Source organism: Haloimpatiens myeolchijeotgali, from assembly GCF_042688525.2.
Lineage (GTDB): Bacteria > Bacillota > Clostridia > Clostridiales > Clostridiaceae > Haloimpatiens.
Genome location: NZ_JBHWAB010000001.1, coordinates 1,166,816 through 1,179,368, shown reverse-complemented (window position 1 = coordinate 1,179,368; position 12,553 = coordinate 1,166,816). Strand labels below are relative to the sequence as shown.

At 28.0% G+C, this 12,553-nt stretch carries 10 protein-coding genes; 2 read left to right on the top strand and 8 right to left on the bottom strand.

Translation table 11 applies throughout. The features are described 5' to 3' along the window. Positions 1-45 precede the first annotated feature (45 nt). The 6 genes from lonB to ACFIJ5_RS05220 all read right to left on the bottom strand — a co-directional run bounded on the left by lonB (position 46) and on the right by ACFIJ5_RS05220 (position 6,809). Complete coding sequence (lonB, locus tag ACFIJ5_RS05245; protein ID WP_379804648.1) at positions 46-1,734, bottom strand: ATP-dependent protease LonB; 1,689 nt, start codon at positions 1,732-1,734, stop codon at positions 46-48. 151 nt (positions 1,735-1,885) lie between these two features. Then, positions 1,886-3,181 (bottom strand): ATP-dependent Clp protease ATP-binding subunit ClpX, encoded by a 1,296-nt coding sequence (gene clpX, locus ACFIJ5_RS05240; RefSeq protein WP_379804646.1) that lies wholly within the window; start codon positions 3,179-3,181, stop codon positions 1,886-1,888. Between the two features lie 25 nt (positions 3,182-3,206). Then, positions 3,207-3,794 carry an ATP-dependent Clp endopeptidase proteolytic subunit ClpP gene (gene clpP, locus ACFIJ5_RS05235; protein ID WP_379804644.1) on the bottom strand — a complete coding sequence of 196 codons (588 nt, stop codon included), beginning with the start codon at positions 3,792-3,794 and terminating at the stop codon, positions 3,207-3,209. 68 nt (positions 3,795-3,862) lie between these two features. Beyond that, entirely contained in the window at positions 3,863-5,155 is a 1,293-nt protein-coding gene (gene tig, locus ACFIJ5_RS05230) for a trigger factor (RefSeq protein WP_379804642.1), read from the bottom strand. Positions 5,156-5,306: 151 nt separating this feature from the next. Next, a complete protein-coding gene (locus ACFIJ5_RS05225) occupies positions 5,307-5,627 on the bottom strand; it encodes a sugar phosphate isomerase/epimerase family protein (protein WP_379804640.1) in 321 nt (106 codons plus the stop codon). Between the two features lie 369 nt (positions 5,628-5,996). Next, positions 5,997-6,809 (bottom strand): hypothetical protein, encoded by an 813-nt coding sequence (locus ACFIJ5_RS05220; protein ID WP_379804638.1) that lies wholly within the window; start codon positions 6,807-6,809, stop codon positions 5,997-5,999. Between the two features lie 486 nt (positions 6,810-7,295). Here ACFIJ5_RS05220 and pflB point away from each other — a divergent pair, with 486 nt between their 5' ends. Continuing rightward, entirely contained in the window at positions 7,296-9,542 is a 2,247-nt protein-coding gene (pflB, locus tag ACFIJ5_RS05215) for a formate C-acetyltransferase (protein WP_379804635.1), read from the top strand. Between the two features lie 250 nt (positions 9,543-9,792). Then, positions 9,793-10,518, top strand: a complete 726-nt coding sequence (gene pflA / locus ACFIJ5_RS05210) for a pyruvate formate-lyase-activating protein (RefSeq protein WP_379804633.1) — start codon at positions 9,793-9,795, stop codon at positions 10,516-10,518. A gap of 275 nt (positions 10,519-10,793) precedes the next feature. Here the strand turns inward: pflA and thiE are convergent, their stop codons facing one another. Then, a complete protein-coding gene (thiE, locus tag ACFIJ5_RS05205) occupies positions 10,794-11,378 on the bottom strand; it encodes a thiamine phosphate synthase (RefSeq protein WP_379804631.1) in 585 nt (194 codons plus the stop codon). 70 nt (positions 11,379-11,448) lie between these two features. Then, positions 11,449-12,552: a 2-iminoacetate synthase ThiH gene (thiH, locus tag ACFIJ5_RS05200; protein ID WP_379804629.1), complete on the bottom strand. Its 1,104-nt coding sequence runs from the start codon at positions 12,550-12,552 to the stop codon at positions 11,449-11,451. Position 12,553: the final 1 nt, after the last annotated feature.

Sequence of the window (12,553 nt, the reverse complement as noted above, 5' to 3'; positions counted from 1 at the left end):
TTAAACTTTTCACAACTTAAATAATATAAATATCCCTCATTAAAATTAATTATGAGGGATATTTATATTATTATAAGGTTTAGCAACTAAAACCATTTCAGATTCATTATTAAAGTTTTGACTTTCATCTCGTTTCAATGCTATTTTAATTACTTCTTTTATATTTGTAACAGAAATCACTTCAGCATCTTTTATTTTTTCAAAATTATTTTGCCAATTTTCTTTTGGAATGATTATTTTTGTAGCTCCTGCTTTTTTTGCAGCTTGAATTTTTGAACTTACACCACCAACAGGTTTAACATTACCATATAAAGATATTTCTCCTGTCATAGCAACTTGATTATCTACTGGAATATTTTTTATAGCACTATATACAGCAACAGCAATACTTATCCCTGCAGATGGTCCATCAACCGGCATGCCTCCAGGAAAATTTACGTGTATATCATATTCATCACAATTAATATTAAATACCTTTTCTAAAACTGTTATAACATTTTCTATAGATGCTCTAGCAGTACTTTTTCTCTTCAATTTTTTATTATTTCCGCTTATTTCTTCTTCCTCTACTATCCCTGTAGTTTTTAATACTCCTTTTCTTATATTTACTTTTTTAGCACTTGCTTCAATTTCCATAATCATACCCATATTAGATCCATAAACAGCTAATCCATTTACATATCCTATTTGTGGCTGTAAAGCTATTTTTTTCTCAGGTCTTGGTGAATATTGACCATTTTCTATTACCCATTCTATATCACTTCTAGTAATAACTTTTCTAGAATCTCCTATTGCAATTCCTGCACTTAACTGTATTAAATTAACTGCTTCTCTACCATTTGTAGCATACTTTCCAACTAGTTTATATGCCTTTTTCTCAATCTCTAGCCCTATTTTTTCTACAGAATTCAATGCAACAATTTCTATCTCATCTGGAAGCAACCCTCTGAAAAAAATTTCTACACATCTAGAACGCAAAGCAGGAGTTATTTCTTCTGGACTTCTTGTTGTAGCACCTATTAATCTAAAATCAGCTGGTAATCCATTTTGAAAAATATCTTTTATATATTCAGGTGTATTGGGGTCTTCCGAATTAAAATATCCACTATCAAGAAATACTTTTCTATCTTCTAATACTTTTAATAATTTATTCATTTCAACAGGATGTAACTCTCCTATTTCATCAATAAATAAAACTCCCCCATGTGCTTTAGTAACTGCACCTGGCTTAGGTTGTGGAACTCCAGCTACTCCTAATGCTCCAGCACCTTGATATATAGGATCATGCACAGACCCAATTAATGGATCAGCAATTCCTCTATCGTCAAATCGTATTGTAGTAGCATCTAATTCTACAAATTTTGAATCATTTTTAAAAGGTGAACATTTCCTATTTTTAGCATCTTCTAGTACCAATCTTGCTGCAGCTGTTTTTCCTACCCCCGGCGGACCATATATAATAACATTTTGGGGATTGGGACCACATATAGCAGCTTGTAGTGCTTTTATTCCTTGCTTTTGACCTATAATTTCCTGAAAAGAAGTAGGTCTACTTTTTTCAGTTAATGGTTCAGTTAAACTTATACTTTTAAGTTTCATTAACTTTTCCATTTCTTTTTTTCCTTCTTTATTAAAAGCTACTTTATTATTCTGTTGTCCTTTTAAAGCATTCAAAAAATAAAAACCTATTATTGTTGTAAAAAATATTTCTATTATTATTAAAGTATTTGTCATCATATTAATTTTAAAATTACACTCCCCTTCTCACTTCGGCATCCTCACATTTCTAGTATTATCATTTTCTTAACAATATATTCCTGTATTTTATAAAAACAAAACTATAAATTTTTATAAAAAAAAATGGCACACAATGTGCCATTTTTACTTATGAAGCAGTTTCATTATCTCTACTTTTCAAGTTCTTTTTTGTAGCTTTAAGTGGTAATCTCTTACCATCTTCTGCAAGAATCACTTCAGGTTCCTTAGTTTTAATTGTATCTTTGTTTATTACAACTTTTTGAATTGATTCGTTAGAAGGAATGTCAAACATTATATCTTTCATCGTTTCTTCTATAATTGCTCTCAATCCCCTAGCACCAGTTTTTCTATCTATTGCTTCTTCAGCTATTATTCCAAGTGCTTCTTCGTTAAATTCTAATTCTACATCGTCTATTTCAAATAACTTTTTATACTGTTTTACTAAAGAATTTTTAGGTTCTCTCAAAATTTTTATTAGAGATTCTCTATCTAAAGATTCTAATGTCACTATTATTGGAACTCTACCAATAAATTCAGGTATTAATCCAAATTTTAACAAATCTCCAGGCATAATAGATTTTAACAATACGCCTATATCTTTTTCTTTCTTGGATTGAATTTGAGCTCCAAATCCTAATGAACTTGTTCTTGTTCTTTTTTCTATTATTTTATCAATACCATCAAAAGCACCACCACATATAAACAATACATTAGAAGTATCTATCTGTATAAACTCTTGATGAGGATGTTTTCTTCCTCCTTGTGGTGGAACTGAAGCTACAGTACCTTCTAAAATTTTTAATAATGCTTGTTGCACACCTTCTCCTGAAACATCTCTAGTGATTGATGGGTTTTCAGATTTTCTTGCAATTTTATCAATTTCATCTATATAAATTATTCCTTTTTCTGCTCTTTCAATATCATAATCTGCATTTTGTATCAATTTAAGTAATATATTTTCTACATCTTCACCTACATATCCTGCTTCAGTTAATGTAGTTGCATCTGCTATAGCAAAAGGAACATTTAAAAATTTCGCCAATGTTTGAGCTAAAAGAGTTTTTCCTGATCCAGTAGGTCCTAAAAGTAAAATATTACTTTTTTGTAATTCAACATCACCAGCATCTACATTTGAATTTATTCTTTTATAATGATTATAAACAGACACAGCTAATGATTTTTTAGCTTCTTCTTGACCTACAACATATTGATCTAAATATTCTTTTATTTCCTTTGGCTTTGGAAGAGAACCTCTATCTACTTCTGTTTCATCTTCAAATTCATCAGTTATAATTTCAGAACAAAGTTCTATACATTCGTCACAAATATATACTCCTGGTCCTGCAATCAGTCGTCTTACTTGATCCTGACTTTTCCCACAAAAAGAACATCTTAATTGTTTCTTGTCTTCAAATTTAGCCATATCTACACCTCTCTAGGGTTTATATTTATTTCTTATTCTTGACAATAACTTCGTCAATTAAACCATATTCTTTAGCTTCTTCTGCAGTCATAAAATAATCTCTTTCAACATCCTTTTTTACCTTTTCAAGCGGTTGGCCAGTTCTTTCACTTATGATTTCATTTAATTTTTTCTTAATTGCAATTATTCTTTTTGCATGTATATCTATGTCAGTAGCCTGACCTTTAAACCCTCCAAGTGGTTGATGTATCATAATTTCACTATTTGGAAGTGCAAATCTCTTTCCTTTTGCTCCAGCATTAAGCAAAAAAGCTCCCATAGAAGCAGCCATTCCTATACATATAGTACTTACATCTGGCTTAATGTATTGCATAGTATCATAAATAGCCATTCCTGAAGTTATTGATCCACCTGGGCTATTTATGTATAAATATATATCCTTATCTGGATCTTCTGCTTCTAAAAATAATAATTGTGCAACTACTAAACTAGCTGTTGTATCATTTACTTCTTCACCTAAAAATATTATTCTATCCTTTAAAAGTCTAGAATAAATATCATATGATCTTTCTCCTCTTCCAGTTTGTTCAACTACAACAGGTACCAAACTCATAAAATTCCCTCCTTGTAACCCTAAAATTAATTGCCAGAAAAGTTCTGGCAATTGTTGTTCATTCTATATTATGCTACAATTTTGCTATTATTAACCAACATTTCAATAACTTTTTGATTAATGATTTCTGTTTTTAATATATTTTTTTGAGATTCCATAACTAATTTAGCTGTTTTTTCAGTATCTTTGCTTCCATATTGTTTAGCCATTTCTTTTGCTTTTTCTAATAATTCTTCTTCATTTACTTCAACATTTTCTTCCTTAGCTATTTGATCAACAACTAAGTTAGTTTTAACTCTTTTTTCTGCAGTTTCTTTCATATAGTCTCTAACTTTTTCTTCAGTATTGTTTGTATATTGATAATATGTTTGAAGATCTAGTCCTTGATATCTTAATCTCATTTCAAGATCTCTTAACATCATATCTACTTCTTTTTTAATCATTACTTCTGGTATTTCAACTTCAACATTTTCACATACAGAATCTAATACTGATTCTTCAAACTCTCTTTTTGCTCTTAATTCATTAGCTTCTTCTAATTTTTTTCTTGTATCAGCTTTTAACTCATCTAAAGTATCAAACTCAGATACTTCTTTTGTAAATTCATCATCTAATGCTGGTAATTCTTTCTTTTGAATTTCTTTAACAGTTACTTCAAAAGTTGCTGGTTTACCATTTAACTCTTCATTTCCGTATTCTTCTGGGAATGTAACTTTGATTTCTCTTTTTTCATCTTTTTTAGCACCTACTAATTGTTCCTCAAAATTATCTATAAAAGTACCTGAACCAATTTCTAATTTATAATCTTTTCCTTCTCCGCCTTCAAATTCTTTTTCTTCAACAAATCCTTTAAAATCTATAACTGCTATATCCCCTTTTTCAACCTCACCATCAACTTTTGTTTCTATTCTTGCATTTTTTTCTTGCATTGCTTTTAATTGATTATCTACTTCTTCATCTTTTACTTCATATTTAACTTCTTTAACTTCTAAACCCTTGTATTGTCCAAGTTGTACTTCTGGTGTAACTGTAACTTTTGCAGTATAAATAAATTCTTTACCTGATTCTACTTGAACTATATCAATTTCAGGGTAATCTATTGGTTTAATATCATTTTCTTCTACTGCTTTTGGATATGTATCTTCACAACAGAAATTTATAGCATCTTCATAAAGAACACCTTCACCATAATATTTTTTTATAATAGCCATAGGTGCTTTTCCTTTTCTGAAACCTGGTACATTAAATCTCTTAACATTCTTTGAATATGATTTTTTAAGAGCTGCATCAAACTCTTTTGCTTCTACCGCAATTTCTAGTTTTACTACATTAGTTTCTATTTTTTCTACTTTTACATTCATTCCCTATTCCTCCTAATCACCGTCAATACTATTTAACTCTAGACATTATAACATATTATTTTAATTTTTTTCAAATTTAATGTTACTTATCTTTTAGTTCTGCAATACTCATTATATACTAAATGATATATTTTTTTCAATTAAAATTCAATTATTTTCTACTTATTATTTTATCTAGAAATTTTTTAGACTTTTCTATTTCATTATAATCCAAATAATTTTTTCTGTATACTTCTATTATCAAATTACCTTTATAATTTATTTTTCTTAACTTTTCAAGTATAGAATTATACTTAACTTCACCTTTTCCCGGCAACAAACAATCACATTGTAAATTTCTATCATTTATATGAAAATTAATTAAATCTTCTCCCATAATTTCAATATATTCTAAAGGTTCAATATTGGCTCTATGTGCTTGTTTAATATCTAATGTAAAATAAATGAGATATTTACATTTTTCTTTTAGCATATATAAAAAATCTCCCCCACGTCAAATCCTAAACTTTTCATTAAACATATGCTTTCTTCTGTTAAAACATCAGGATAAAAACTTGCAGAAGATAATCCTATTTGCATAAATTAACCACCCTAACGTAAAACTAACATTTTTGAATTAAGAGCTTAATATAGAAGGTTTAATAGTCAAGTCTATTCTCATTCTAACAGACATGTCCACTTTCTAACTACTACATAGTGCGTTTAATTACATAACTCTATTTTTCTATCTTCTATTATATCATAACTCAACTTTCGCACAATAAGAGAGATAATATATATGCTGTATTATCTAAAAACATTTAAATGAATAACTAATAATTTTGTGAATTTTAGGTAAAAGCTATTTTCTTACCCTACCATTCTCATCTATGTAATAAGTATCTCCATCAATTTGTGTCTCTAATCCTTTATCAGTTAGACTTTTAAATTCAATATCTTTTCCATTTTTATTTCTTACATATTTATAATTCATACTTTGTATATTTCCAAACCATATAAATTTATTATTTTTACCGCCCACCCATGGAAGTTCACTTACAAAAGCAATTACATTATCATTTATAAATCTAGCCTTTTCACACCATACATAATCCTTATTATTTTCAATTATATTCTTTCTTTTAAAAATCGTACCTTTACTTGAAACATACTTTTCTTTTGAAATATCTTTTATACTGCCTTCATCATCAACATAAAACATTTTCTGCATATTCTGTTGGTACACTAATATTGCCTTTTTAGTAGGACTAATCTCGTAATACATATCTTCATTTGGTAAATCTTTAACTTCTTTTATCAACTTATTACCATCTTTTACTTCATAAATTACTTTTATATTCACACCATTTATGGTAACTTTAAAATATTCATCTTTGCCCATACTATCCTGAACTTTATTTTTACTACTTTTGACTTCATTAGACTTTTGATTCATTTTCCCTTCATTATTGATTGTATTACTACTCTTTATACTAGTAATTTTGTCTTCACTATTACTAATAAATTTAAAAATTTTACCATTATTAAAAAATATATATGTTAACACACTTATAATTAAAATACAAATTATAATTATAGTTATTAATATTCTTTTTTTTCGCCTTTTCATGGATTTTTCATAATTTTTACTAAACATACTTGGTTTCCCCATCATTTTATACCTCCTTACCTTAAACTTATTATATATTATAACTCAAATTAGTATTATAACTCAAATTATTAATAATTAGATTTTTTAAACTTTAGAAATTTTAAATAATCATATAAAATAAAGTATAAAAATTAAAGTTCAAAGAGTAAATAATTATGTTTTTGTACAAAAAACTTTTATTTAATTTACAACTACATGTTTAAAGCTGTTTCTATATATATGTTCATCTGTACTATTTTTATATGTTATGCTAACGTACTTACTGTTTTTATATTTAAAATAAATTTTAAAACTTTTTAAATAATTTAGTTTTTTAATGTTGATTTAGCTTTTTGGCCATGTTATAATCAAGTCATAAAATTAATAGTTAAGTTTTTGTACGCTATTTATCATAAAACTATTTAAAATATTTATCATAAACAATTAGTGTGTTTTAAACTGTACTATAAAAATATACACTCTGTATTATATTAAAAGGAGGCTGTTACAATGTTTAAAGAATGGGAAGGATTTAAACAAGGTCATTGGATGGATGAAATTAACGTAAAAGATTTCATTCAAAAAAACTATGCTTTATATGAAGGAGACAAAACTTTTCTAGTTTCTCCAACAGAAAAAACTAAAAAAGTTTGGGACAAATCTTATAAACTTATAATTAAGGAAATGAAGGAAGGTATAATAGATGTTGAAACTTCTAAGTTTTCTGGAATAGACAACTTTAAAGCAGGTTATATAGATAAAGAAAATGAAGTTATTGTTGGTCTTCAAACAGATGCTCCACTAAAAAGAATAATGAATCCATATGGTGGAATGAGAATGGTTGAGCAATCTCTAAATGAATACGGATATAAAATGAAAGAAGGATTAAACGAAACATTTAGTGAATATAGAAAGACTCATAATGAAGGTGTTTTTGATGCATATACTGAAGAAACTAGAACAGCAAGACACGTTGGTCTTTTAACTGGCCTTCCAGATGCATATGGTAGAGGAAGAATTATAGGGGATTATAGAAGAATTGCTCTTTATGGTATGGATTATTTAATAGAACAAAAAAAGAAAGATCTTAATAACATAAAAGGACCTGCTACAGAAGAATTAATAAGACATAGAGAAGAAGTTTCTGAACAAATAAAATCTATGTATGCACTTAAAAATATGGCAGCTGAGTATGATATTGATATCTCTTTGCCTGCTAAAAATGCTAAAGAAGCTGTCCAGTTCTTATACATGGGATATTTAGCAGGTGTTAAAGAAAATAATGGTGCAGCAATGTCTATTGGAAGAAATACTGCTTTCCTAGATATATATATAGAAAAAGATTTACAAAAAGGTATATTAACAGAAGCTGAAGCTCAAGAACTAATTGATCAATTAGTTATAAAATTAAGACTTGTAAGACATTTAAGAACTCCTGAATATAATGATTTATTTGCTGGAGATCCTAACTGGATAACTGAATCAATTGGTGGACTTACATTAAGCGGTCAACCTCTTGTAACAAAAACTTCCTTTAGATTTTTACACACATTAACTAATTTAGGACCTGCTCCTGAACCAAATATGACTATATTATGGTCAGAAAAATTACCAGAAAACTTCAAAAAATATTGTACTGAAATGTCAATTAATACAGATGCTATACAATATGAAAATGATGATATGATGAGAAATATCTATGGCGATGATTATGCTATAGCTTGTTGTGTATCTGCTATGCAAATTGGTAAACAAATGCAGTTCTTTGGAGCTAGAGCTAATTTAGCTAAATCATTATTATATGCTGTTAATGGTGGTTATGATGAAGTTAAAAAAGCTAAAGATGGAAATCTAATAAAAGTAATACCTGATATTGATAAAATAACTGATGAAGTACTTGATTATAATAAAGTTAAGGCATCTTATTGGAAAGTTCTTGAATATGTTGCTGAACTTTATGTAAATACTATGAATACAATTCACTATATGCACGATAAATATGCTTATGAAGCTGGTCAAATGGCACTACATGATACAGACATCCATAGATTTATGGCTTTTGGAATCGCTGGTCTATCATGTGCTGCTGACTCACTAAGTGCAATTAAGTATGCAAAAGTTAAACCTATAAGAAATGCTAATGGTATCACTGTAGATTTCCAAGTAGAAGGTGATTTCCCTAAATACGGAAACGATGATGACAGAGTTGATGATTTAGCTATTGAATTAGTTAAGAAATTTACTTCTGAACTAAAAAAACATGAAGCTTACAGAAATGCAGAACATACTTTATCAGCATTAACTATTACTTCAAATGTTGTTTACGGTAAAAAAACAGGTACAACACCAGATGGTAGAAAAGCTGGTGAACCTTTAGCTCCAGGTGCTAATCCAATGCATGGAAGAGATGAAAATGGAGCTTTATCTTCACTAAATTCTGTAGCTAAAATTCCTTACAGACAATGGTGTCAAGATGGTGTATCAAATACTTTCTCAATAGTACCTGATGCATTAGGTAAAACTAAAGAAGATCAAACAAATAATCTTTTCCATATGTTAGACGGATATTTTGCAAGAAGTGCATTCCACTTAAACGTAAATGTACTTAGAAGAGAAACTTTAATAGATGCTATGGAACATCCAGATAAATATCCAACACTTACAATAAGAGTTTCTGGATATGCTGTACACTTCAATAGATTAACTAAAGAACAACAAAAAGAAGTTATAAGCAGAACATTCCATGAAAAAATGTAATTAAATATCTCTTTAATTCTTAAATTAATTTAATAAAATACTAAATTTTAGATAAACAAAATTAGATAAAGATAATTAGATAAACAGAATTATAGGCTTGAATAAAATAAATTTAACTTTATAATAAAACTTAAATTAAATAAAGTATTTATAAAAATGATGATTAAAGTATATGAATACTTTAATCATCATTTTATAATAACTAAAAATAACAATATATAATTAAATCAATCCTCAAAGGAGGTAAAAAATGACTATTGGAAGAATTCATTCTTTTGAAAGCATGGGACTTGTTGATGGTCCTGGAATAAGATCTGTAGTATTTCTTCAAGGTTGTACTTTAAGATGTGCATATTGTCACAATCCCGATACATGGTGCTTATCTGGTGGAAAAGAAATAACTCCTAAAGAACTGGTAGATAAATTGATTAGATTTAAAACTTATTATGACAGATCTGGTGGCGGTGTTACATTTTCAGGAGGCGATCCACTTCTGCAGGCAGATTTTTTAATAGAAACTTTAAAACTTTGTAAAGAAAAAGGAATAAATACTGCTATAGATACTGCTGGTTATGGAATTGGAAAATATGATGAAATACTTAAATATACTGATGTAGTTTTGCTTGATATAAAACATATAGATAGCACTGGATATGTTAAATTAACAGGTAAAAACACTAAAAAAATAAATGAATTTTTAAATGCAATAGAAAAATCTAATGTTAAAGTTTGGATAAGGCATGTAGTAGTTCCTGGAATTACGGATTCAAAAGAACATATAATAAAACTCTCTAAAATAATAAAAGAAGAAGTGAAAAATGTAGAAAAAATAGAACTATTACCTTATCATACTTTAGGTGTTGAAAAATATGAAAAGTTAAATATTTCTTATACTCTTGAAGGTGTTGAACCTATGGACAAAGAAAAATGTAGAAAACTAGAAGAATTGCTCAGAAAAGAAGTTGGAATATTTTAATTGTAGTCTATCCAAACTAATTCTTTAGTACATGATTTACAAACTTTTACTTTATAAATACTATTTATTGTAAATCATGTACTTTTATAAAATTCAACTATAAATACTATAATTCACTTCACATTAGAATATCATTACCGAATATAATTACAATCAATAGTAATACCACTGTTATAATAAATATTTTATGTTTAAGTGCCTTTTCTTCCATGTAATCCCTTCTCAAATATTCTTTATGAATATTTTACCATAAATTGTATTAGAAGTATATACTTCTAATATTTTTTTAATTTTACAGCAGCTTTATAAGGATTATCCGCTGCCATAATATATGACATAACTGCAGCTCCGTCTGCTCCATTATCTAGTACTTCTTTAATATTTTCTGGCTTTATCCCTCCTAATGCTATTACAGGAATATTAATTTTTTCTTTAATATCCTCTATAAACTTAACTCCCTTTGGTTTTAATCCTTTTTTACAATCAGTTGCATATATATGACTAGCAATTATATAACTAGCACCGTACTTTTCTGATAAAATTGCTTCTTCTAAGTTGTGAACAGAAACCCCTATAAGCATATTTTCACTTGGTTTTTCATTAATAAATCTTTGAAATCCAATATGATATCCATCTGCTTCCACATCTTTAGCAACTTCTAAATTACTATTTATTATTAAGGATACTTTAGTACCTCTAATTATTTTTTTTATACCTAATGCATATTTCATTAAATCTTCATAACTTAAATCTTTTTCTCTTAATATAATTACATTTACTCCTCCTTGCACTGCATCTTCTATTACACTAAAAAAATTTTTATTTTTCACCAATTTTCTATTTGTTATCAAATATAACATTTTTTTCTCCTTCCTCTATATAAAAACAACTGACAATCCTTTTGATTGTCAGTGTTTTTTATATATTAAATTATATATGCATCCAATTTTTAAAAATAGGCTCATATCCCTTTGTTAAAATACTATTTAGAACCTCATCCAAACTTCTCTTGTCAGCAGTGTCAAATTGAGGATCACTTTCATTCTTTACTGTATGCCCTCCAACTTCCGTACTTGATTCTGCTGACATCTTTGTAACTCCTAAAGGAATTAAGTTATCTCTAAATTCTGCACTCTCTCTTGTTGAAATAGTAATACCTATACGTGGAATAAGAAGTCTAAGTGCTAATACATATTGAACTATATTTTTATCATTAACAGGATAAACATCTTCAAAAACTCCTGCATGAGGTCTTATTCTAGGTGGAGACACATTCATATCTACATCTGGATATTTATCTTGAAGATATTTAGCATGCAGCCCAGTTGCGAAACCCTCTCTTCTCCATTCATTTAATCCTAACAATGCACCAATATTCACATTTCTCATCCTTGATATGCATCCTCTTTCTGGTGCATCTAATCTAAATTTATAATTTTTCTTTGGCCCAGCAATATGTACCTTATCGTAAATTTGTTCATCATATACTTCCTGATATACAGTAAGTCCATCTACTCCAGCTTCAACAACCCTATTGTATTCTTCCTGAGTTAGTGGATAAATTTCTATAGAAATACATTGAAAATATTTTTTTAATACTTTAACTGCATCAACAATATAAGATACAGGTGTAGCTTTCGCGGATTCTCCAGTTAATATAAGTATATTTCTAAATCCCATATTTGATATTGCCTTAGCTTCTTCTTCAATTTCATCCATGTTTAATTTATTTCTTTTTATCCTATTTTCACAATTAAATCCACAATAAGCACACTTATTTACACAATAATTTGCAAGGTATAAAGGAGTAAACATCTCTATAGCTTTACCATTATTTTGTAATGCTAACCTATGTGCCTTTTGTGCCATATTTTCTAAATATTGTTCTGCTTTTGGTGATAATAAAGCTAAGAATTCTTCTTCATTTATTTTGTCTTTAGCTAAAATTCTCTTTATATCATCATCTGATATACTATTAAAAAATTTCTCATAATTAAAATTTTTATATTTATTATAATACTCATAAAAACTCACG

Excerpts from the sequence above, each read along its gene's own strand:
- lonB (WP_379804648.1), bottom strand. The coding sequence starts at position 1,734 with ATGACAAATACTTTAATAATAATAGAAATATTTTTTACAACAATAATA.
- clpX (WP_379804646.1), bottom strand. The coding sequence starts at position 3,181 with ATGGCTAAATTTGAAGACAAGAAACAATTAAGATGTTCTTTTTGTGGG.
- clpP (WP_379804644.1), bottom strand. The coding sequence starts at position 3,794 with ATGAGTTTGGTACCTGTTGTAGTTGAACAAACTGGAAGAGGAGAAAGA.
- tig (WP_379804642.1), bottom strand. The coding sequence starts at position 5,155 with ATGAATGTAAAAGTAGAAAAAATAGAAACTAATGTAGTAAAACTAGAA.
- ACFIJ5_RS05225 (WP_379804640.1), bottom strand. The coding sequence starts at position 5,627 with ATGCTAAAAGAAAAATGTAAATATCTCATTTATTTTACATTAGATATT.
- ACFIJ5_RS05220 (WP_379804638.1), bottom strand. The coding sequence starts at position 6,809 with ATGATGGGGAAACCAAGTATGTTTAGTAAAAATTATGAAAAATCCATG.
- pflB (WP_379804635.1), top strand. The coding sequence starts at position 7,296 with ATGTTTAAAGAATGGGAAGGATTTAAACAAGGTCATTGGATGGATGAA.
- pflA (WP_379804633.1), top strand. The coding sequence starts at position 9,793 with ATGACTATTGGAAGAATTCATTCTTTTGAAAGCATGGGACTTGTTGAT.
- thiE (WP_379804631.1), bottom strand. The coding sequence starts at position 11,378 with ATGTTATATTTGATAACAAATAGAAAATTGGTGAAAAATAAAAATTTT.